Consider the following 23175-nt stretch of genomic DNA (forward strand, 5'->3'; position numbering starts at 1 on the left):
TTGGTATCGCTCATGTCCATCTCCTGACTGTAATTAGATGGACGAAACCGGGTGACGGTCTGATGGAAAACTCCCCACGCCAGCATTACCTGGATCGGGTTATAGGGTCTTTCTCAGCGCCTCGTAGCAAAAATCACTAGAGGGCACCCCTGTTTCATCCTTAGTGCCAATTTAACCACGAAATGACATCAAGATGGATGATCAAAATCAAGCCATCAATTTAGTTGTTACAACTTAAGCGGCTTTGGTATTGCGCAAAATGAAATCTGCTGTCACAAAAGCGGCATCGCTGGTGAATTCATCAGCCAAAATGCGTGCTGCAGCCTCTGAAAGCGAGATTTCAATAAAACCACTCACTTCCCCATCATGGTTGGTAGGTACAAAGTTATCCTCTAGCTCTAAGTCATAGATATAGAGCTGCTCATCATGAAAGCCCCGTCCTGGAATAGGGCGACGCATGTGAATACGACCCACAGGCTCTATATGATCAGAAATCTGAGGTGGAACGCCGGCTTCTTCCCATAACTCTCGGCGGGCATTGACCCAAGGGGTTTCATCTGCGCCAATACCGCCTGCTGCCAGGTTATCAAGACGACCTGGATCGGTTGCTTTGGTCTCGCTGCGCCGTCCCAGCCAGAGATTGCCGGCCTTGGTATAGCCATTAATGTGGGTTGCCATGCTGCGAAAGCCAAAAGTACGGAAGGCAGCGCGCTCTAAACGGAAGTATTCATGTCCGTTTTGATCAATCCAAGCAAAATCCTCATGTCGCCAACCCGGAATAAAGCCACCTTGTTGCATCCGATCGGCTAATTTCGCCAAACTTGCCGAGAGCACTAAGGGTCTTGCCTGGTGAATGGTCAGACGATCATGACCCATTTCCACAAGAGAAATTGGGTTTTTTGCCAAGGATTCTTGTAAAAAAGGGATGAATTCAGGGTTTAGGTGCCCAATAACCTGCCCAGCTGAGCTGCCGCCCAAAAAATGGATAGGTAAGAAATCCTGTGGTGCAGACCTTGCCGTGTTTTGGAGCATCTCCTCAAGAGCTGCGATGGTACTGGTGGTGAGCATGTTTGTTTGCTTGTGCATGCCCTAAGTGTAAGAGAATTCAAAAAGACTGAAAAAGTAGTCTAAAAATCTATAAGCGAACTTGAATTGTCAACAGATCTTTATTTATATTTTTGTCAGAGACTAATGCTCATAATTTAAGCAAGCTAGGTCACTCTATACAAATCTGCGACTTACGAAAACTTTTGGGTATTTATCCACAAAACCTGTGGATAAGTTTTTTATTTTGGAGTGGTCCCGCCGACAGGAATCGAACCTGTATCCCACGCTTAGGAGGCATGTGCACTATCCATTGTGCTACGGCGAGACAGAAAAAAATAAAACGATTTTTTAAAAAGATGTTAGAACTCGAGACATTATCCACTGATTACCAGCCGCACATCGCCCATACTGAATTCGTAATAGCAACCATCATATTTGGAGCAAAGTAGGTAGAAAAAATAATTCCCAAGACAATAGCTGCAAGAAAATAGAGGAGCCATTTTGGGGGCTGAAATTTTTTCTGCATGAAGTCTTACGCAAGTACCGTGCGATCTAGTGCATGTTCTTTTACCGGAAGATTGACCAAGAAGGCAAATACACCTAAGGCAATCGCAATATTCCAAACAATCAAGTAGGAGCCAGTACGGTCAAATAAGTAGCCACCAAAATACGCTCCGCAAAAACTACCCAATTGATGCGAGAAGAATACCAAGCCTGAAAGCATGGTGAGGTATTTGACACCAAAGATCTGAGCCACAATTGCATTGGTTAATGGGATGGTAGACAGCCATAGAAAGCCCATGACAGATGCAAAGATGTAGGTGGAAGTGGGGCTGAGGGGTAGCCAAACAAAGGCCATGATGGCAATAGATCTGCTGATATAGATGCCTGATAGCAGGTAGCGCTTAGGAAAGCGTTGGCCTAGTATTCCGGCGCTGTACGTGCCAAAAATATTGAACAGCCCAATTAAGGCTAGTGCGGTAGTGGCAACAGCAGGCGCACCAACAGCGGGATAAATATTAGATAAATCTTTGAGATAAGGCGCCAAATGAACGGCAATAAACACCACCTGAAATCCGCACACAAAATATCCTAAAGTGAGCAATCTAAAACTAGGATTGCTCACCGCTTCTTTTAAAGCCTGTTTAATTGTTTGATCATTCGCTTTTTGCAAATGGATGGTATTTGGTTCGCGCAACATCAACGCAATTGGAATCATGAGGCTGGCCATGAGTGCCAAGATCAGTAGCGCATCATTTGCGCCAAAGCTGGTGAGCAAAACTTGTTCAACCGGAATCATCAAGAACTGTCCAAATGAGCCAGCAGCTGCAGCAATGCCCATAGCCCAAACGCGTTTTTCTGCGGCAACATTGCGACCTAAAATTCCGTAGATCACGCTGTATGTAGTTGCAGTTTGTGCGAGGCCAATGAGCAATCCACCAGCCAAGGAAAAATTCACAGCATCAGTAGAAATTGCCATGCCAGCTAAACCGAGTGCGTAGAGTGCGCCACCAGCGATCATGATTTTGAGCGCACCGTAACGATCAGCTAAAGCGCCTGTGATCGGTTGAACTGCGCCCCAAATCAGATTTTGCAATGCGATAGTGAGTGCGAAGGTTTCACGTCCCCAACCATTGGCCGAAGTAATCGGAAGGTTAAAGAGTCCAAATCCATGGCGTATACCCATGGAGAAAGTCACCATGAGCCCACCAAAAATCAGCACCTGTTTAAGTGATAATTTTTGGGTCTGAGGGCTAAAAGACATTTGGTTTAAATAATGCCTTTTTCTTGAAGTGCGGCAATGGCTTTGGGGTCCAAGCTCAAGCGCTCCTGCAAAATTTCATCTGTATGTTGACCCAGAGTTGGAGGAGCCATTCTCACTTCAACAGGGGTCTCTGATAGCCGCATAGGGCTTGCTACGAGTTTCATAGTGCCTGCAGTTGGGTGTGGAACATTAATTTGGACGCCGCGGGCCTTGACTTGCTCGTTATCAAAGACTTCTTCAAAATTGTTGATAGGGCCGCAGGGCACGTTAGCAGCCTCTAAAAGGCTGATCCATTCGGCCTTAGTCTTGCGTCGCGTCATGACTTCTAGCAATGGAATCAATGACTTACGATTCTCTACTCGAATAGGGTTGTTGATGTAAAGAGGGTTACTGGCCAAATGCACCTCCCCGCCAGCAGTCACAAAGTGCTTAAATTGCCCATCATTGCCGACCGCCACAATTATCCAGCCGTCAGAGGTGGGGAAGGTCTGGTAGGGAACGATGATAGGAGAAGCATTTCCCCATCTTTGAGGGACTTTATCCGAGCATAAGTAGGCGCTGGAGATATTGGCCATGACTGCAATCTGGGTATCCAAGAGGGCCATATCAATATATTGACCCTGTCCCGTTTTATCTCGATGAACTACTGCAGCCAAGATTGCGGTACTTGCATACATGCCGGTAAAGATATCGGCTATGGCAACCCCGGCTTTTTGTGGGCTAGCCCCCGCAAAGTCCTCGGCCTCGCCAGTAACGCTCATAAATCCACCCATTCCCTGGATGATGAAATCATAACCGGGACGTTGGGCGTAGGGGCCGTTCTGGCCAAAACCCGTAATTGAGCAGTAAATCAGGTCAGATTTGACATTTTTGAGGCTCTCATAGTCCAGGCCGTATTTAGCCAGATCACCAACTTTGTAGTTTTCAATGACCACATCCGACTCTTTTGCGAGCTGGCGGATGATTTCTTGACCCTCAGGCTTGCTGATATCGACCGTAATAGAGCGTTTATTGCGGTTAATACAGATGAAATAGGCTGTCTCTGGCGTGTCATTGCCCTGAGCATCCTTCACAAAGGGAGGGCCCCAGTGCCGGGTATCGTCTCCAACGCCTGGACGCTCTACTTTAATGACATCAGCGCCGAGATCGGCGAGATTTTGTGCACACCATGGGCCGGCAAGAACACGGCTGAGGTCTAAAACGCGAATATGACTTAAGGCTCCCATCCCTCAATTTTGGCATGAATATGGGGGTAATTGATGAAAATTCGGGTTTTACTTCAGACATGACTACAATTTGCGCGCATGGCTACACGTAAAACATCCGAATACAGCGAATCATCGATTCAGGTCCTAAAAGGGCTCGAACCCGTCCGTCAGAGGCCGGGAATGTACACCCGCACTGATAACCCATTGCACATTATTCAGGAGGTGCTTGATAACGCCTCCGACGAGGCTTTGGGTGGGTTTGGTAAGCACATCATCGTGACTTTGCATGCCGACAGCAGTGTCAGCGTCGAGGATGATGGCCGTGGAATTCCGGTTGGAATGCATCCTACGGAGAAGTTACCGGTAGTAGAAATCGTTTTTACCCAGCTTCATGCTGGTGGTAAGTTTGAAAAAGGTACTGGTGGTGCTTACGCTTTCTCTGGCGGCTTGCATGGTGTGGGTGTTTCTGTAACGAATGCCTTATCCAAGCGCCTTGAAGTTACCGTATGGCGTGAAGGCAAAATTTCTACCTTGACCTTTGCTGATGGCAAGGTCATTGAAAAGCTGAAAACTAGCGCTGCTGGCAAAGAAGATAAATCGCACGGAACCCGTGTACGTGCATGGCCTGATGGCAAGTACTTTGATAATGCTGCCATCCCTATGCCTGAACTCATTCGTTTATTGCGTTCCAAGGCGGTCTTGCTGCCAGGCGTCAAAGTCACCCTGATACAAGAGAAGTCTGGTGAGAACCAAGCTTGGCAATATGCCCAAGGCTTACGTGGCTATTTAAATGAAGCAATGGCTCAAGCGGGTCATGGTGCAGAAGTGATTCCCCCATTTGAAGGTGAGCAATACGCAACCGGAAATGGTGATGACGATTCCTTTGCTGAAGGCGAGGGCGCAACCTGGGTTGTGACCTGGACTGAAGATGGCGCACCTGTCCGCGAGAGTTATGTGAACTTGATTCCAACCCCAGCAGGTGGAACGCATGAAAGTGGACTGCGTGAAGGTCTCTTTAATGCTGTTAAAGGATTTATCGAGATGCATGCTTTGCAGCCAAAAGGCGTGAAGCTGATGCCTGAGGACGTGTTTGCACGCGCATCCTTCATTCTCTCTGCCAAGGTTTTAGATCCACAGTTCCAAGGTCAAATTAAAGAGCGTTTGAACTCCAGAGACGCAGTGCGTTTGGTCTCCGGTTACGCTAAATCCGCTCTTGAGCTTTGGCTTAATGAGCATGTGGACTACGGTCGTAAATTAGCTGACTTAGTTATTAAGCAAGCACAAGCTAGAACTCGAGCGGGTCAAAAAGTAGAGAAGAAAAAATCTTCTGGTGTAGCTGTGCTACCCGGCAAGCTGACAGACTGTGAGAGTCAAGATATTGGTTTAAATGAAATTTTCCTCGTAGAGGGAGATTCAGCGGGTGGCTCAGCCAAGATGGGTCGTAACAAGGAATATCAAGCAATTCTGCCTTTGCGAGGCAAGGTTCTCAATACTTGGGAAGCTGAGCGCGATCGCTTGTTTGCTAATAATGAAGTGCATGACATTGCTGTTGCGATTGGGGTTGATCCCCATGGTGCCAATGACACGCCCGATCTCTCTAACTTACGTTACGGCAAAGTGTGCATTCTGTCTGATGCGGACGTAGATGGTGCGCATATTCAGGTATTACTACTCACCTTGTTCTACAAGCATTTCCCGAAACTGATTGAGTTGGGTCATGTGCATATTTCAAGACCACCATTATTTAGGGTGGATGCACCAGCACGTGGCAAAAAGCCAGCGCAAAAGATATACGCACTTGATGCAAATGAACTTCAAGCAATTGAAGATAAATTACGCAAGGATGGTGTTAAAGAAACAACTTGGCAGATTTCTCGCTTCAAAGGTTTGGGCGAGATGAGTGCCGAGCAACTGTGGGATACCACTTTGAATCCAGATACCCGCCGCCTTTTGCCTGTGACCTTGGGCACGTGGACAGAAGATGAGACGATTAAAACAATGGATATGTTGATGGGTAAGTCCGAGTCCGGGGCGCGTCGTGATTGGTTGGAAGAGCGCGGTAACGAAGTAGAGGCGGATATCTAATGACAACTAAAAAAACTCCAGGCAGTACTGGCCCAGCAGATCAAGCTGATCTTTTCTCAGGCGAGCCAGTTGAAATGAATATCGTTGAAGTAGACGAGCCTATTGCTACTCAGACGGGTAGCCCCAAGGATCCACATGATCCGAAAATAGTTGAGCTCAATGAAGATGACAAAGATAGCCTAACGCTAGCAGTCTATGCAGAACGCGCTTATCTTGATTACGCCATTAGCGTTGTAAAAGGCCGTGCTTTACCGGATGTATCTGACGGTCAAAAACCAGTTCAACGTCGCATTCTTTTCTCGATGAGTGAGATGGGTTTACGTGCCGATGCCAAGCCGGTCAAGAGTGCTCGAGTAGTAGGTGATGTGCTTGGTAAATTCCACCCGCATGGCGACCAATCTGCTTATGACGCATTGGTGCGTCTTGCGCAGAGCTTCTCATTACGCTACCCACTGATTGATGGTCAAGGTAACTTTGGTTCACGCGATGGTGATGGCGCAGCGGCTATGCGATACACCGAGGCCCGTTTAACCAAAATTGCAGGGCTCTTGCTGAGCGAGATTGATGAAGGTACGGTGGACTTTGCGCCGAACTATGATGGATCTTTCCAGGAGCCGAAGTTATTGCCGGCACGCCTACCATTTGTTCTGTTGAACGGCGCATCCGGTATTGCCGTTGGTATGGCGACTGAGATTCCTTCGCATAATTTGCGTGAAGTAGCTAGTGCAGCGATTGCTTTAATGAAGTCTCCCAAAATGAGCACTTCAGAGTTGTTGGAAATCATGCCCGGTCCAGACTATCCAGGCGGCGGTCAAATTATTTCTTCTCCAGCAGAGATTGCACAGATTTATGAAGCCGGTCGTGGCAGCTTAAAAGTCCGTGCTCGCTGGTCTATCGAAGAGTTGGCCCGTGGCCAGTGGCAAATTGTGGTCAATGAGTTGCCACCATCCACTTCATCACAGCGTGTGCTGCAAGAGATTGAAGAGATTACCAATCCAAAGGTGAAGGTTGGTAAGAAGACCTTAACCCCTGAGCAGAACAATCTGAAGTCTACGATCTTGAATGTGCTCGATGGTGTACGTGACGAGTCGAGCAAAGATGCGGCTGTACGTTTGGTATTTGAGCCTAAGAGCAAAAATATTGATGTCAATGAATTTGCAAACTTATTACTAGCCCACACCTCATTGGAATCCAATGCACCAATGAACTTGGTGATGATTGGCACTGATGGTCGCCCACGTCAAAAAGGGCTCAAGGAGATTATTGCCGAGTGGATTTCTTTCCGAGTTGGCACTGTCACACGTCGTACTCAGCACCGCCTAGGTAAAGTCAAAGACCGGATGCATATTTTGGAAGGGCGCTTAATCGTTCTTCTGAATATTGATAAGGTCATTAAGATCATTCGCAATAGCGATGAGCCTAAGGCTGATCTTATTAAAGAATTCAAACTCAGCGATCGCCAAGCAGAGGATATCTTGGATATTCGCTTGCGTCAGTTGGCTCGCCTAGAAGGCATCAAGATTGAACAAGAGTTGAAAGAACTCAAGTCTGAGCGTGATGATCTCGAAGGTTTGCTGCAAAGCGATACTGTCTTACGCAAGCGCATCATCAAAGAAATCGAATCCGATATGAAGGATTTTGGTGATGATCGCCGAACCTTGATTCAAGAAGACAGGCGTGCTGTCGCAGAAACTAAAGTATTGGATGAACCTGTAACGGTCATCGTGTCCCAAAAAGGTTGGGTGCGCGTTCGCCAAGGCCATGAACATGATGCAACTCAGTTTGGCTTCAAGGCTGGCGACGCCCTCTATGGAACATTTGAGTGCCGCACGGTAGATGTGATGCAAGGTTTTGGCAGTGATGGCCGGGTCTATACCGTACCTGTCAGTGAGTTACCGGGCGCACGTGGGGATGGCTCACCTTTGACCAGCTTTGTGAACTTAGCTGCAGGATCGCAAATGGTTGCCTACTATGCTGGCCAGCCGGATGATATCGTGCTCATTTCCACCCGATCAGGCAACGGCTTCCTTGCAAACGTCGCGGATATGACTACCCGCAACAAGGCTGGAAAATCATTCGTAGGTATCGATAGTAAATTTCCTGGCGGTGATGCACCCCTCGGTGCAGCTAAAGTGACCGCCGGCATGAAGCTGGTTGCCTGTCTATCTGAAGGCTCTAAGTTGTTGGTTTTTCCACTGGACGAGCTTAAGCGTTTACCAACTGGCGGCAAAGGTGTGATTCTGATGGCCTTGGACGATAAAGAGAAGTTAGCTTCTGCCATCGCAGTTGGATCTGATGGCGCCACATATTCAGGCGCTGGACGTGCAGGCAAACCAACTGAGCTCAGTTTGGATGCCAAAACCTTGAAGTCATTTGCGGGTAATCGCGCTCGTAAAGGTCACTTTGTCGAACCAAGACTTAAAGATGGAAAGCTCAAAGCTAATTAAGAGGTTCATTGAATCTTGTGGAATCTAAAAAACCCAGTTATCAATTGATCGGGTTTTTTTATTGAATACTTAGACCTTCTTGGGGATTGGCACGCCGTACTTCACGGCAATCACCTCAGCCAAAATCGATACGGCGATTTCTGGCGGTGTTAAAGCGCCAATAAATAAGCCAACTGGCCCATGAAGCCGTTCAACTTGTTCCTGCGTCACATCAAACTCCAATAAGCGAGCCTTCCGCTTCTGTGTATTGAGTCTGCTACCCAGTGCTCCAACATAAAAAGCAGGGGACTTCAATGCCTCCATTAAAGCCATGTCATCGAGTTTGGGGTCATGCGTCAAGGCAACAACAGCCGTATGAGAGTCGACACCAATTTCTAGAAGCACGTCATCTGGCATACCCTTAATAAATTGTATGTAGTCACGATTGATACCTTCTGCATATTCTTCACGTGGGTCAATCACGATCACCTCAAAGTCCGACGCGAGAGCAAAGTCAGCGGTATAAAGCGACAGTTGTCCTGCGCCAATAATGACCATGCGCCAACGAGGACCATATGTCGTTTTCATTAATCGCTCATCACAAATAAACGCCTCATTACGATTTCCAGCCTCTAGAGTAGATTTGCCAGTAACCAGATCCACTGTGCGGGACGTAATTTGGTGACTACTGATGGAAGCTAGGATGGTTTCTAAAATAGCTAATTCTGGTTTTGGTTCTACGAGCAATCGCAGTGTTCCACCGCAAGGCAAGCCAAAGCGAGCCGCTTCTTGCTGACTGATGCCATAGACCACCATTTCTGGAAGGTCTCTTGTCAAAATTTCTGTTTGAACACGACGAATCAAGTCGTCCTCGACACATCCTCCAGAAACCGATCCAGTAACTTGGCCATCACCCCGAATGGCTAACCATGAGCCGATAGGTCTCGGTGCGGAGCCCCATGTCTGAACAACTGTTGCGATCGCAACCGAATGGCCGGATTTGAGCCAATCCACGGCGGCTTTTAATACGCTTAAATCAGTGCTGTTCATTTCTTGTCTTTAATTTCTTATATTTAATTTTTTGTATTTATTATTTTTGCTAGCAATGTAATTATTATCTCTCTAATGACAAGTTTTGACCCATCTGCTCAAGCTACACAATTACGCCTTGCCGTGCTCTTATTGGCAGCGGGTGAGGGCAGTAGGTTGGGTACGCATCCCAAAGCCTTGCTTCATCGGGATGGCCAGACTCTTTTGCAACGCTTTTCAGATGCTATCCAAGGATTTAACCCTGTTGAATACATCGTAGTGACCGGCTTTCATGCTCAAGCGATTGAGTCGGAGATTGCGAAGTTAAACCCCTTGCTAGCCCATCAAATCCAGGGCGTTCGAAATCCCTCCCCAGAAAGAGGTCAGCCTTCGTCTGTTCGCCTCGGGCTTGAATCCCTTCAAGTGCAATTTGATGTCTTGCTGGTTGCCTTGTCTGATCAACCTGAGATTGGAGAGGCGGAGATTCAAGATCTACTGGACGAGTACATTAAGCGAGAGGCCGGCGAGGAAATTATCTTGCCAGTGTTTAATGGGAAGCGTGGCAATCCAGCACTGTTTTCTTACGAAGCGATCTCGGAAGTGCTGAAGACTCCTGATATGGTTTGTAGAGTATATATGGATGCCCGCCCCAAGCAAGTCAGGGTCATGAGCACGAGCAAGCAGGCATTTGTAATGGATGTCGACACGCTAGAAGACATCCAGCTTCACAAATTAAGCATGACTTAGTTTTTAAATCTCGGCAATCAACTCGATTTCAACACAAGCGCCTAAGGGGATTTGCGCAACACCAAATGCGCTACGGGCATGCTTGCCTGCATCGCCAAATACTTCAAAGAGTAATTCTGAGCATCCATTCACTACTAAGTGTTGTTCGGTAAATTCAGAGGTGGAGTTCACTAAGCCCATGACTTTCACAATACGCTTCACTTTATCGAGAGAGCCTAAGTGATTTTGCAGAGTGGAAATCAGATCAATCGCAATCGACTTTGCAGCTACTTTACCGGTCTCCGTATCCATGTCTAGACCTAACTTTCCAACCCAAGGCTTGCCATCATTCTTGGCAATGTGGCCAGATAGAAATACGGTATTGCCTGTCGTGGCAGCCATGACGTAGGCAGCAGCAGGTGGTCCAGGAGGTGGCAAATCGATACCAAGAGTTTTAAGGCGATCGCTAATGTGATTTGTCATAGTTTTTTAGTAAAAATTGAAATAGAAAAATAGAAAAGGTGGTTTAAGCAAATCTTACTGGATTACTTTGACAGTTGACGCATCGCATCTTCAAGACCATTCAAGGTAACGGGATACATGCGATCTTTCATAAGGCCTTTCATGATGTCTATAGATTGACGATACTGCCAAACTGATTCAGGTTCTGGATTGAGCCATGCAAAGCGGGGGAAATGGTCAATGAGGCGATTAATCCAAGTTGCGCCAGTTTCTCGGTTGTTGTATTCAACTGAACCATTCTGACTCAGAATTTCATAGGGAGACATGGTGGCATCGCCAATAAAAATGAGTTTGTAGTCTGGGCCATACTTATTGATGATGTCTTGTGTTGCCGTGACTTGATCACGTCTACGGCGATTACTCTGCCAGAGATGCTCATTCACACAGTTGTGGAAATAGTAATACTCCAAGTATTTGAATTCGGTTTTGACGGCAGTGAATAATTCAGAGATGCGCTGGATATGATCATCCATGGAGCCGCCTACATCCATCAGCAATAAAACTTTGACCTGGTTATGACGCTCAGGACGCATTTGAATATCCAGCATGCCCGCATTCGCAGCAGTCGAGTGAATGGTTTTGTCGAGATCCAGCTCTAGACTGGAGCCTTCTCTGGCAAAACGTCTCAAGCGACGTAATGCCATTTTGATATTACGAGTCCCTAGGCTGAGATCGCTGTCATAGTCTTTGAATTCTCTCGCCTCCCAAACTTTGATGGCAGTGCGATTTCCTGCACTCTCTCCACCAACACGAATACCCTCTGGGTGATAGCCGCTATGACCAAAAGGAGAGGAGCCTCCGGCACCTATCCATTTATTGCCACCGCCGTGCCACTCTTTTTGCTCTTTCAAAAGCTCTTGAAGGCGCTTTTGTAATGCTTCATGACCACCCAACTTGTTGAGCTCTGCTTTTTCTTCTTCCGTTAATACGCGTTGTAGTTTTTTCTCAAGCCAGTCCAATGGTATATCAGGTGCTAATGCAATGAGTTGCTCTACACCATTGAAGTAAGACCCAAAGACCTGATCAAAGCGATCAAAATGCTGCTCATCTTTCACCAAAGTCATCCGTGCAAGTTGATAGAACTCATCAACAGAAGACCCAATGACACCTTTCTTTAAGGCCTCCAGAAGAGTTAAAAACTCTCGAACAGAAGCAGGGACTTTAGCCTCTTTGAGTTTTAGAAAAAATTGAATCAACATGATTCAGCTATTGCAGTGTGGCAGCAAGTGGAATCAACGGTGATTACGATTCATCATCACCAAGCGCTCAAACAGATGAATGTCTTGCTCGTTTTTAAGTAGTGCGCCATGCAACGGTGGAATTGCAATTTTTTCTTCTCCGCTATAAAGAGCCTCAGCTGGTATGTCTTCTGCCAGCAATAGTTTTAACCAATCAATTAATTCCGAAGTGGAAGGTTTCTTTTTTAAGCCCGGTAAAGATCGGATTTGATAAAAAGATTTGAGCGCGGCCTCTAGTAAATCTTGTTTGATATTTGGGTGATGAACATCAACAATGCTTTGCATCGTTCCAGCATCTGGGAATGAGATGTAATGAAAAAAGCAGCGGCGCAAAAATGCATCGGGCAATTCTTTTTCATTATTTGAGGTGATGATGACAAGAGGGCGGTGCTTTGCCTTAATTAGCTCACGTGTTTCGTACACATAGAATTCCATGCGGTCAATTTCTCGCAGGAGATCATTTGGAAACTCAATATCTGCTTTATCAATCTCATCAATTAGCAGGACGACGGGTTCATCTGCCTCAAATGCTTGCCACAGCACGCCTTTAATAATGTAGTTACGGATGTCATTTACTTTTGCATCGCCTAGTTGGGAGTCCCTCAGGCGGCTAACGGCATCGTATTCATAGAGGCCCTGCTGGGCCTTGGTGGTCGATTTAATATGCCATTGCAACAAAGGCATATTCAAAGCGGTGGCAACTTCCTCTGCCAACATGGTTTTACCTGTCCCTGGTTCGCCCTTAATAAGTAAAGGGCGCTGCAGTTGAATTGCAGCGTTGACTGCCAATTTCAGGTCATTCGTAGCTACATAACTTTGGGAGCCGTCGAAGCGGGATTTGGTATTGGTCATCGTAAGGTGGAGTGAATTTGTCTGTAAAGAGCGTTCAAGTATAGGTAAAAGGGCCGTTATTTTCAGTGTTTTGCTAATTTAAGGGGGGTGAAAGGGGGTGCCTCGGTCCGTCTCCGCTATACTCTTTCAAAATTGATTTAAATCAAACCTGTAAATAATGATTTCTATGAAAAAACACCTCATTCTTTCCCATTTGACACTGTGTGCTGGTTTGGCTTTTGCTGGATTTGCTGCACAAGCCCAAGATGTTAAAGGCTCTGCCCAAGCTGGTCAGGGCAAGGTTTGGCTTTGTATTGGTTGCCACTCCATCCCTGACTACCGTGCGGACTATCCTTTGGTATACAGGGTTCCAATGTTGGGAGGTCAAAATGCTGCTTACATCGCCAGTTCCTTAGCTGCCTATAAAAAAGGCGAAAGAAAGCATCCAACGATGCGTTCTATTGCTTCCGGCTTGTCTGATCAGGACATGGCTGATCTTGGCGAGTACTATGCTGCGCAGACTGCCAGCTCACCCAATAACCCATTGAAGTGATATTTAGAGGCATGTTTATGAAATTCGCACTAATTACCGTCATTTTATTATCCAGCATTGGGCTAGCTCATGCAGCTAGCGCTGACAAAGGTCGGGCGCTTGTAGAGAAGGCCAATTGCGCCTCTTGCCATGGTGCTGGCCTCAATGCTCCTATCCTGCCCGCTTACCCAAAGTTAGCTGGTCAGTATCCTGATTACCTCTATTACGCTTTAAAAGCTTATAAAGTGGGCAATGGAAATGCTCAGTATGGCCGTAACAATGCCATTATGGGTTCTCAAGTTCAATCTTTCTCTGATGCGGATATGCAAGATATTGCTGCGTACATCTCTAAGCTGCCTGGCAATTTCGTAGTCAAGAAATAATCCAGACACTCAGTAAGCCCTGCTTATAGGGCCTTGGTCAATCACCCAGGCCTTTTTTATTTTGTAGCCTCAAGACCTCTTGCCAGATGTTTACGCATAGCCAGCTCGGCTGCCAGAGGATCTCTTTTGAGGATCGCCTGGAGTATCTCGCGATGCTCAACTAGGGAGCTCAATAATCTACCGCTCCGACTCAATGAATCCCGTCTTTGAAGTTTAAGAACCTTGCGCAGGTCCTCGATAACGCCATTCATCCACTTATTTCCTGCGATTTCTTGAATTAGCTCATGAAACCTGACATTAATCTCAAAGAATTGCTCTAAATCCCTATCTGCAGCAGCCTTTTCTAGGCGGTGATGTAGGTTATCCAGTTGAGTTAGTTGTTCTTCCGTTGCTTTTAGCGCTGTTTCTTTTGCGGCTTGACCCTCTAAAAGTGAGAGTACAGTAAAGATTTGCTCAAGATCGCGCCTATCTACCTCAGTGACATAAGCGCCTTTATTCATTTTAGTTGTTACCAAGCCCTCAGAGGCCAGAACCTTAATGGCTTCTCTCATTGGGGTGCGGCTGATACCAAATGCAGTAGCTAGACTTTGTTCGTCTAACCAGCTTCCAGGAGCCAATTCATGGGAGAAGATCTGCGCTCGGAGGCGCTCAGCGACGTCTTCGTATAAAGGTCTATTAATCAGTTTTGTATTCATAATTATGTATACAGTATCTAGACAAATTAAAAAAAGTCAAGCAAAATAGCCCTACAAATTTAGCAACAATGCAATAAAGCCAACTAGGAGTGCTTTATGAGTACAAGTGAAAAAAAGTCTGGAACGAATGCATCGAATATTTGGCCAAATGTGCCAGATAGCAATTTAGAGGCTTGGAAAAAATCAGCTCAAAAGTCAGCGCCAAATGGTGACGTCGATAAATTAGGCTGGCAAACCCCAGATGGCATTCATCTCAAGGCCTTATATACGGCGGAAGATACTGCAGGTCTTCAGTACACTCACTCTTTACCGGGCTTTGAGCCATTTGTTCGTGGACCTCAGGCAACAATGTACTCTGTCCGACCTTGGACTATTCGCCAGTACGCCGGTTTTTCAACCGCAGAAGAATCTAATGCCTTTTATCGCAAGGCCTTAGATGCTGGGGGTCAAGGTGTTTCCGTGGCATTCGACTTGGCAACCCATCGTGGCTATGACTCCGATCATCCTCGCGTAACTGGTGACGTTGGTAAAGCGGGTGTTGCTATTGACTCTGTTGAAGATATGAAAATCTTGTTTGATGGCATTCCATTGGACAAGGTATCTGTTTCGATGACGATGAATGGCGCCGTATTGCCGGTATTGGCTGGATATATTGTTGCTGGTGAAGAGCAGGGTGTAAAGCAAGAGTTGTTATCAGGAACCATTCAGAATGACATTCTGAAAGAGTTCATGGTTCGCAATACTTACATCTACCCACCAGAACCTTCCATGCGCATCATCGGTGACATCATTGAGTACACCGCCAAGCACATGCCGAAATTTAACTCGATCTCTATTTCCGGTTATCACATGCAAGAGGCGGGTGCGAACCAAGTTCTCGAACTAGCATTTACATTGGCCGATGGTAAGGAGTATGTCAAAACAGCCCTTGCTAAAGGCTTGGATGTTGATGTCTTTGCTGGTCGCCTTTCATTCTTCTTTGCCATTGGCATGAACTTTTATTTAGAAGTTGCTAAGTTACGTGCTGCACGTCTCTTGTGGTGGCGCATCATGAAATCATTCGAGCCAAAGAATCCAAAGTCGTTGATGTTGCGCACGCACTGCCAAACCTCAGGCTGGTCTTTGACTGAACAAGATCCATTTAACAACGTGGTTCGTACGACAGTTGAAGCCATGGCTGCAGTATTTGGTGGCACTCAATCTTTGCATACGAATTCCTTTGATGAAGCGATTGCTTTACCTTCTGAATTCTCAAGCCGTATTGCTCGTAATACTCAGTTGATCTTGCAAGAAGAAACCCATATTACTAGCGTCATAGATCCATGGGCTGGCTCTTACATGATGGAGAATCTCACTCAAGAAATGGCCGATAAGGCTTGGGAAATTATCCAAGAAGTTGATGCAATGGGCGGTATGACGAAAGCAGTTGAAAGCGGTTGGGCCAAGCTCAAGATTGAGGCTGCCGCAGCTGAGAAGCAGGCCAAGATTGACTCTGGCTCTGATGTCATTGTCGGTGTGAATAAGTACAAGTTGGGTAAAGAAGACTTAGTTGATGTCTTGATGATCGATAACGACAAGGTTCGTGAAAGCCAAGTTGCTCGATTAAAAGATATTAAGACTAAGCGCGATTCTAAAAAAGTCGAGGCTGCACTAGAAGCATTAACTAAAGCTGCAGAAGAAAACACTGGCAACCTATTGGAGTTAGCTGTTCAGGCAATTCGTTTGCGTGCTACGGTTGGCGAAGTTTCTGATGCATTAGAAAAGGTTTACGGGCGCCATCGCGCCGATACTCAAAAGGTAACTGGTGTGTATGCAGCTGCTTATGACTCAGCAGAAGGATGGGAAAAGTTGAAAGTAGAGATTGCTGAATTTGCAAAAGACTTTGGTCGTCGTCCACGTGTGATGATTGCTAAGTTGGGTCAGGATGGCCATGATCGAGGCGCTAAGGTTGTTGCAACTGCTTTTGCTGACCTTGGATTTGACGTGGATATAGGACCCTTGTTCCAAACCCCTGAAGAGTGTGCTCGTCAAGCAATTGAGAATGACGTACACGCCTTAGGAGTTTCTACGCTGGCTGCAGGCCACAAGACTTTGGTGCCAGCCATCATTGCTGAGCTGAAGAAGCAGGGTGCTGATGACATCATTGTTTTCGTTGGTGGAGTAATACCAAGACAGGATTACGATTTCTTATATGAGGCAGGGGTTAAAGGCATTTATGGCCCGGGTACCCCTATTCCAGCCTCAGCCAAGGATGTACTCGAGCAGATTCGTAAGTCTGTAAAACCTGATTAATTTAGAGAGCAAAGACATCAGCATGCTTAATGCAGTTGACCAAGCTTTGGTGCGTGATCTCACTGGTGCGCCTTCATCGGCGCAGCGTCGGGCCTTAGCCAAGATCATTACCTTACTCGAGTCCACGCGCATGGATCACCGTAAGCGTGCTGATGAGTTACTTAATACCCTGTTGCCAAAAACAGGAAAATCATTTCGCTTGGGTATCTCTGGGGTTCCTGGTGTCGGCAAGTCCACTCTGATTGAGACTTTGGGTTTGTATTTAATTAAAAAAGGGCATCGGGTTGCAGTTCTGGCAATCGATCCTTCCTCCAGCTTATCTGGTGGTTCTATTTTGGGCGATAAGACCCGAATGGAGAGACTCTCAGTTTTGGATAATGCGTTTATTCGCCCAAGCCCATCATCATGCACACTAGGCGGTGTAGCCGAGAAAACACGCGAAGCAATGCTCGTTGCTGAAGCTGCCGGTTTTGACATTGTGATTGTGGAGACTGTCGGCGTTGGTCAAAGCGAAATTGCAGTTGCCGGCATGACGGATATGTTCCTCTTATTGCAATTGCCTAATGCTGGAGATGATCTGCAGGCTATTAAAAAAGGCGTGATGGAAATTGCTGATCTGATTGTGATTAATAAAGTAGATATCGATCCAGATGCAGCCATGCGTGCGCAATTATTTATTACCAGCTCTTTGCGTCTCTTGGGCTTCCAGGGTAATCCCAATCATGCTTCGCATAATCAAGAGTATTGGCATCCAACCGTCATGACCTTAAGCGCCTTAGAGGGTAATGGCGTACCTGAATTATGGGAAAAGATTCTGCATTTTCAGAAGCTACAAAACGCGAATGGCCAGATACAGTCTCGTCGCAAACAACAATCCGGCGCTTGGATGTGGGATCGCATTGATGCAGGTCTCAAGAACGCTTTTCAGAATCACCCTGAAGTACAAAGACTCTTACCCGTCCTCAGTGGAGAGGTAAATCAAGGAAGCATGGCCGCATCTGTTGCTGCGAGGCGTTTACTCGAGGCAATGGGACACGAATTTTTCTAAGGGAGTAGTTATGAAGGAAATCATTCAACAGCTTGAAGCAAAACGTGAGCTTGCCAGATTGGGTGGCGGGCAAAAGCGCATTGCTGCTCAACATTCCAAAGGCAAGCTGACTGCTCGCGAACGTATTGAGCTCTTGTTGGATGCGGGCACTTTTGAAGAGTGGGATATGTTCGTTGAGCATCGTTGCCATGACTTTGGTATGGCCGATCAAACTGTTCCAGGCGATGGCGTTGTTACTGGCTACGGCATGATTAATGGCCGATTGGTTTTTGTGTTCTCTCAAGACTTCACTGTCTTAGGCGGATCTCTTTCAGAAGCGCATGCTGAGAAGATTTGTAAGATCATGGATCAGGCGCTCAAAGTAGGCGCACCGGTTATTGGTCTAAATGACTCTGGTGGTGCACGTATTCAAGAAGGTGTTGCATCTCTGGGTGGCTATGCTGAAATCTTCCAGCGCAATGTCACTGCCTCTGGCGTCATCCCGCAAATTTCCTTAATCATGGGCCCATCAGCTGGCGGTGCAGTTTACTCACCAGCTCTGACAGATTTCATCTTCATGGTGAAAGATAGCTCTTATATGTTTGTGACCGGTCCAGAAGTAGTGAAAACAGTGACTCATGAAGATGTAACTGCGGAAGAATTGGGTGGTGCCGTTACTCATTCCACCATTTCAGGTGTTTGCGATTTAGCTTTTGATAATGACGTTGACGCCATCATGATGCTCCGTCGCTTCTTTAACTATCTACCGTTATCCAATCGTGAAAAACCACCTATGATCAATGGGGCGCAACGTACCGAAGAGCCAGATTTTTCTCTCGATACATTAGTGCCAAGCAATCCGAATCAACCTTACGATATGAAAGAGTTGATCGAGAAAATCGTTGATGACGGTGAGTTCTTTGAGCTCCAGCCTGATTACGCTAAAAATATTCTAATAGGCTTTGCTCGCATGGAAGGCCGTTCGATTGGCATTGTTGCTAACCAGCCCTTAGTTTTAGCCGGTTGTCTGGATATCAAGGCATCCATTAAAGCTGCCCGCTTTGTTCGTTTCTGCGATGCCTTCAATATCCCAGTTGTTACATTGGTTGACGTACCTGGATTTATGCCTGGCACCTCTCAGGAATACGGCGGGATTATCAAGCATGGGGCAAAGCTACTCTATGCTTATGCAGATTGCACCGTTCCAAAGGTTACGCTAATTACTCGTAAAGCTTATGGTGGTGCTTATGACGTGATGGCTTCTAAGCATTTGCGTGGTGACGTTAACTTTGCCTGGCCATCTGCTGAGATTGCAGTGATGGGGCCAAAGGGTGCCGTTGAAATTATTTTCCGTGAAGAAAAGGCTGATCCTGCAAAAATCTTGGCTCGTGAAGCTGAATACAAGGCGAAGTTTGCAAACCCATTTGTCGCGGGTCGACGCGGCTACATTGATGATGTGATCTTGCCTCATGAGTCACGTAAGCGTATCTCGCGTTCTTTGGCAATGCTCAAAGATAAAGAGCTCACAAATCCACCGCGTAAACACGGCAATATCCCTCTTTAAGGCGCCGACAAATCATGACTACGAAAATGTTTAAGAAAATTTTGATTGCCAACCGTGGCGAGATTGCTTGCCGTGTAATGAAAACCGCCAAGAAGATGGGTATCAAGACGGTTGCCGTCTATTCCGAGGCAGATAAAGAAGCGCGTCATGTGCAGATGGCTGACGAAGCAGTTTGTATTGGACCAGCCCCTTCGCGCGAATCATATTTGGTGATGGACCGCATTATTCAAGCCTGCAAAGATACTGGCGCCCAAGCGGTTCACCCTGGCTATGGTTTCTTATCGGAGAACGAGCAATTTGCTCGCCGTTGCGAAGAAGAGGGCATTGTCTTCATCGGCCCAAAACATCAGTCTATTGCGGCAATGGGTGACAAGATTGCTTCGAAGAAGCTGGCATTAGAGGCTAAGGTTAATACGATTCCTGGATTTAATGAGGCCATTGACAAGGCTGAGGATGCAGTCAAGATTGCCCAGGGCATCGGCTATCCAGTCATGATTAAGGCATCAGCAGGTGGTGGCGGTAAGGGCTTGCGCGTTGCCTTCAATGATAAAGAAGCTTTTGAAGGGTTTACTGCGTGTCGTACTGAGGCTCTCAATAGCTTTGGTGATGATCGTGTCTTCATTGAGAAGTTTGTTGAAGGTCCTCGTCATATTGAGATTCAGGTGCTGGGTGACTCACATGGCAATGTGGTGTATCTAGGTGAGCGCGATTGCTCTATTCAGCGACGCCATCAAAAGGTCATTGAAGAAGCGCCATCACCATTTATTGATCCCGCAACCCGTAAAGCGATGGGTGAGCAGGCTGTTGCCTTGGCAAAAGCGGTGAACTATCAATCTGCAGGCACCGTGGAGTTTGTGGTTGGTAAAGATAAGTCTTTCTACTTCCTTGAGATGAATACCCGCTTGCAAGTTGAGCATCCGGTAACCGAGGGAATTACGGGTCTCGATTTGGTGGAGCAGATGATTCGTGTAGCGGCTGGTGAGAAATTGACATTCAAACAAGAAGAGGTCAAGTTGGATGGTTGGTCGATGGAGTGCCGTATTAATGCGGATGATCCATTCCGAAACTTTTTGCCTTCTACAGGCCGTCTCGTTAAATACCGCCCGCCAGAAGAATTGGATGGTGTGCGCGTTGATACTGGCGTCTTTGAGGGTGGTGAGATTCCAATGCACTATGACTCTATGATTGCTAAATTGATAGTACATGGCAAAGATCGTACTGAAGCAATCGAAAAGATGCGTGCTGCACTAAATGACTTTGTCATTCGTGGGATTCACTCCAATATCCCTTTCCAGGCGGCCCTTCTACAGCACCCGCGCTTTGTCTCTGGTGATTTCACTACTGGCTTTATTGCAGAAGAGTATCCCGATGGCTTTAAGAAGGATTCTGTACAACCGTCTGATCCAAAACGTTTGGCTGCTTTGTCGGCATTTATGCGCTATCGCTACCTCGAGCATATCAAAATGATTGACGGTCAATTGGCTGGTCACGAGATGACAATTGCTAAGAATTTCGTAGCGGTCACTGGATTACGCGTTGGATCTAGCGCAGAGATGAAAGAAGTCCCTGTTCGCGTTGATCTTAAGGATGGTGTTTACGCCGTCTACGTTGAAGAAGATGGTGACGTAAGCCGTTACAACATCGTCAGCAATTGGCGTCCAGGCGAGCTATGCTTGCGTGCAACCATCAATGGTACTCACAAGATTACTGCTCAAGTAGAGCGCAATGGCGTCAAGTACGCTCTTGTCTTGGACGGTGCGCACTACGAGTGTATGGTCCTAAGCCCCTTGGGTGCTGAGCTTCAGCGTCGCATGTTGGTCAAAGTTCCGCCGGATACTTCTAAGTTAGTGATGTCGCCAATGCCCGGCCTATTAACCAACATATCTGTCCAAGTTGGTGAGGCAGTAACTGCTGGTCAAAAATTGGCTGCGATTGAGGCAATGAAAATGGAAAACACATTGGTTGCGGCCCAAGATGGGTTAGTTGCTGAAATTTGTGCCAATGTTGGCGAAAGCTTAACGGTTGATCAATTGATCATTCGTTTCGAATAAGGCTAGCCATGACTAAACCATTCAAGATATTGGGTATTCAGCAAATTGCGATTGGCGGAGAAAACAAAAATCGCCTCCGTAAGCTTTGGGTTGACCTATTGGGCTTTGAATACAAAAGCACCTTTGTCTCTGAGCGTGAAAACGTCGATGAAGATATTTGTGCGATTGGCAAAGGCCTTCACGAAATTGAAGTTGATCTTATGCAACCCTTTGATATTGGAAAGAAGCCTGCTGTTCATCTAACCCCTTTAAATCACATTGGTTTATGGGTGGATGATCTTCCAAAGGCGGTTGAGTGGTTATCTGCTCAGGGCTTGCGTTTTGCGCCAGGCGGCATTCGTAAGGGTGCTGCTGGATATGACATTACCTTTGTCCATCCGAAAGGCAATGAAGAGTTTCCTTTCTGCGGCGAGGGTGTATTGATTGAGCTTGTTCAGGCGCCACCAGATATCATTGCAGGCCTGAGTTCATAAGTATCTAGAAAGCTTCAATTGACCCATATATTGGCCATCGACACCTCGTCAGCTTGGTGTTCGGTAGCGTTATCTTTAACTAATGCTGCGCCAATTGTTCGTCACCAAAAAGTGTCGGCCGGGGCTAGTCAACTCTTGTTGCCTTGGGTTGAAGAGATATTATCCGAAGCCTCAATCGAACTTGCCGCTCTTGATGCTATTGCAATTGGCGTAGGTCCGGGGGCTTTCACGGGTGTTCGCCTTGGGGTTGCTGCAGTCCAGGGTCTAGCAATTGCGGCAAGACTAGCAGTTCTACCAGTAGCAAGTCTGGATGCTATCGCTAGTCAACTTATTCTGACTCCTGCGTTTATTGCTTCGGGTGCTCAATCATTTGTAATTGCCATTGATGCCCGCATGGGTGAGGTTTACTGGGCTAGTTATCAAGTAGTAGCAAACCAATTACCGCAACGTCAGGGTGATATTCATCTGACAAGCCCAGAGGGAATTGAACTCTCGAATATTGAGTTCTTAGCTGGCAGTGCAATTACCGAGTTTGGTGATCGTGTATTTGCTAGTGTGCCGCAAGCTCTTGACAGCAATCATCTTGATTCAGCTATTACTGTCAATGCCCTGGGGGTTTTAGCTTGCGCTCAGGATATGTGGAGCAAAGGCTTGCAACAAGATATTCACCTGCTTGAGCCGCTCTATATACGTAATGAAGTGGCGTTGACCTCTGCCGAACGTAGTCAACAACATGACAGATAGCATTAAGTCTACACAGTCGAGTACTGAGGGCGTATCAGAGCTTTCATTTCTGCCAATGACGGTTGCGGATTTGGATTCAGTTCTCGCCATAGAATCGGCTTCACATATTCACCCTTGGACAAAAGGCAATTTTTCAGACTCACTTGCTGCGGGTCATTGGGCATATTGTGTCAGACCGCAATTGTCGGATGCAGTAAAGGGCAGTTATTTAGACCCAGAAATTCTCTGGGCTTATTGCATCTTGTTTCCAGCGGTAGATGAGCTGCACCTACTGAACATCACTGTTTCCCCGAAATTACGTCGCCTGGGAATTGGTTTAAAAATGATGAATGCAATCGAAGGTGTAGCTTCTCAGCAAAACATGCCCAGAATTATTCTGGAGGTTCGACCCTCCAATGAATCGGCCTTAATGCTGTATCAAAGCCTTGGGTATGAGCAGATTGGTTTACGCAAAAATTATTACCCAGTTGATGCCAATAGTGGATTGCGTGAAGACGCCCTGGTTTTGGCTAAATCGATTAAGCTTGAGGCATGAAT

Annotated in this window: 20 protein-coding genes, 1 tRNA gene and 1 riboswitch; of the genes, 12 read left to right on the top strand and 9 right to left on the bottom strand. The window is 46.6% G+C overall.

All coding sequences use genetic code 11. The features are described from left to right. Window positions 1-54: 54 nt before the first annotated feature. Window positions 55-161: riboswitch (TPP riboswitch) on the bottom strand. 73 nt (window positions 162-234) lie between these two features. From B7X71_RS01810 to B7X71_RS01825, 4 genes are all read right to left on the bottom strand, one after another. Beyond that, window positions 235-1086, bottom strand: a complete 852-nt coding sequence (locus B7X71_RS01810; protein ID WP_293598100.1) for an NUDIX domain-containing protein — start codon at window positions 1084-1086, stop codon at window positions 235-237. 211 nt (window positions 1087-1297) lie between these two features. Further along, window positions 1298-1372: transfer RNA gene (locus B7X71_RS01815), tRNA-Arg, on the bottom strand. A gap of 207 nt (window positions 1373-1579) precedes the next feature. Beyond that, complete coding sequence (locus tag B7X71_RS01820) at window positions 1580-2812, bottom strand: MFS transporter (protein WP_293598101.1); 1233 nt, start codon at window positions 2810-2812, stop codon at window positions 1580-1582. Window positions 2813-2817: 5 nt separating this feature from the next. Next, complete coding sequence (locus B7X71_RS01825; protein WP_293598102.1) at window positions 2818-4038, bottom strand: CaiB/BaiF CoA-transferase family protein; 1221 nt, start codon at window positions 4036-4038, stop codon at window positions 2818-2820. A gap of 78 nt (window positions 4039-4116) precedes the next feature. Between B7X71_RS01825 and B7X71_RS01830 the strand changes: the two genes are divergently transcribed. Both B7X71_RS01830 and parC read left to right on the top strand, forming a co-directional pair. Next, window positions 4117-6105, top strand: a complete 1989-nt coding sequence (locus B7X71_RS01830; RefSeq protein ID WP_293598103.1) for a DNA topoisomerase IV subunit B — start codon at window positions 4117-4119, stop codon at window positions 6103-6105. 74 nt (window positions 6106-6179) lie between these two features. Beyond that, window positions 6180-8552, top strand: a complete 2373-nt coding sequence (gene parC, locus B7X71_RS01835; protein WP_293598105.1) for a DNA topoisomerase IV subunit A — start codon at window positions 6180-6182, stop codon at window positions 8550-8552. 69 nt (window positions 8553-8621) lie between these two features. Here parC and B7X71_RS01840 read toward each other — a convergent pair whose 3' ends face one another. Continuing rightward, window positions 8622-9581: an XdhC family protein gene (locus B7X71_RS01840; RefSeq protein WP_293598104.1), complete on the bottom strand. Its 960-nt coding sequence runs from the start codon at window positions 9579-9581 to the stop codon at window positions 8622-8624. 75 nt (window positions 9582-9656) lie between these two features. Between B7X71_RS01840 and B7X71_RS01845 the strand changes: the two genes are divergently transcribed. After that, window positions 9657-10307 carry a nucleotidyltransferase family protein gene (locus B7X71_RS01845; protein ID WP_293600141.1) on the top strand — a complete coding sequence of 217 codons (651 nt, stop codon included), beginning with the start codon at window positions 9657-9659 and terminating at the stop codon, window positions 10305-10307. A 3-nt stretch (window positions 10308-10310) separates the two neighbouring features. Here the strand turns inward: B7X71_RS01845 and B7X71_RS01850 are convergent, their stop codons facing one another. From B7X71_RS01850 to B7X71_RS01860, 3 genes are all read right to left on the bottom strand, one after another. After that, window positions 10311-10769, bottom strand: a complete 459-nt coding sequence (locus tag B7X71_RS01850; protein ID WP_293598465.1) for a RidA family protein — start codon at window positions 10767-10769, stop codon at window positions 10311-10313. Between the two features lie 62 nt (window positions 10770-10831). Further along, a complete protein-coding gene (locus tag B7X71_RS01855) occupies window positions 10832-12007 on the bottom strand; it encodes a VWA domain-containing protein (RefSeq protein WP_293598464.1) in 1176 nt (391 codons plus the stop codon). Window positions 12008-12040: 33 nt separating this feature from the next. Next, on the bottom strand, window positions 12041-12898 hold the full coding sequence (locus B7X71_RS01860) for a MoxR family ATPase (protein ID WP_293598463.1): 858 nt from the start codon (window positions 12896-12898) through the stop codon (window positions 12041-12043). 166 nt (window positions 12899-13064) lie between these two features. On the opposite strand from B7X71_RS01860, the gene B7X71_RS01865 reads away from it, so the two are divergent. After that, window positions 13065-13430 carry a cytochrome c gene (locus B7X71_RS01865; protein ID WP_293598462.1) on the top strand — a complete coding sequence of 122 codons (366 nt, stop codon included), beginning with the start codon at window positions 13065-13067 and terminating at the stop codon, window positions 13428-13430. 17 nt (window positions 13431-13447) lie between these two features. Further along, entirely contained in the window at window positions 13448-13792 is a 345-nt protein-coding gene (locus B7X71_RS01870; protein ID WP_293598461.1) for a cytochrome c, read from the top strand. Between the two features lie 56 nt (window positions 13793-13848). Here B7X71_RS01870 and B7X71_RS01875 read toward each other — a convergent pair whose 3' ends face one another. Further along, window positions 13849-14487: a GntR family transcriptional regulator gene (locus tag B7X71_RS01875; RefSeq protein ID WP_293598460.1), complete on the bottom strand. Its 639-nt coding sequence runs from the start codon at window positions 14485-14487 to the stop codon at window positions 13849-13851. 96 nt (window positions 14488-14583) lie between these two features. Between B7X71_RS01875 and scpA the strand changes: the two genes are divergently transcribed. Genes scpA through rimI form a run of 7 tightly spaced genes read left to right on the top strand, consistent with a single transcriptional unit; the run spans window position 14584 to window position 23173 of the window. Beyond that, window positions 14584-16779, top strand: a complete 2196-nt coding sequence (scpA, locus tag B7X71_RS01880) for a methylmalonyl-CoA mutase (protein WP_293600142.1) — start codon at window positions 14584-14586, stop codon at window positions 16777-16779. A gap of 22 nt (window positions 16780-16801) precedes the next feature. Continuing rightward, on the top strand, window positions 16802-17827 hold the full coding sequence (meaB, locus tag B7X71_RS01885) for a methylmalonyl Co-A mutase-associated GTPase MeaB (RefSeq protein ID WP_293597187.1): 1026 nt from the start codon (window positions 16802-16804) through the stop codon (window positions 17825-17827). Between the two features lie 10 nt (window positions 17828-17837). Continuing rightward, the gene (locus tag B7X71_RS01890) at window positions 17838-19370 is read left to right on the top strand and encodes an acyl-CoA carboxylase subunit beta (protein WP_293597188.1); all 1533 of its coding nucleotides are present in this window, start codon (window positions 17838-17840) and stop codon (window positions 19368-19370) included. 26 nt (window positions 19371-19396) lie between these two features. Further along, a complete protein-coding gene (gene accC, locus B7X71_RS01895; RefSeq protein WP_293597206.1) occupies window positions 19397-21421 on the top strand; it encodes an acetyl-CoA carboxylase biotin carboxylase subunit in 2025 nt (674 codons plus the stop codon). Between the two features lie 8 nt (window positions 21422-21429). Next, window positions 21430-21894, top strand: a complete 465-nt coding sequence (locus tag B7X71_RS01900; RefSeq protein ID WP_293597189.1) for a VOC family protein — start codon at window positions 21430-21432, stop codon at window positions 21892-21894. Window positions 21895-21912: 18 nt separating this feature from the next. Beyond that, entirely contained in the window at window positions 21913-22638 is a 726-nt protein-coding gene (tsaB, locus tag B7X71_RS01905) for a tRNA (adenosine(37)-N6)-threonylcarbamoyltransferase complex dimerization subunit type 1 TsaB (RefSeq protein ID WP_293597190.1), read from the top strand. After that, a complete protein-coding gene (gene rimI, locus B7X71_RS01910) occupies window positions 22628-23173 on the top strand; it encodes a ribosomal protein S18-alanine N-acetyltransferase (RefSeq protein WP_293597191.1) in 546 nt (181 codons plus the stop codon). The genes tsaB and rimI overlap by 11 nt, the downstream gene beginning before the upstream one ends. Window positions 23174-23175 lie beyond the last annotated feature (2 nt).

Source organism: Polynucleobacter sp. 39-46-10 (assembly GCF_002282275.1).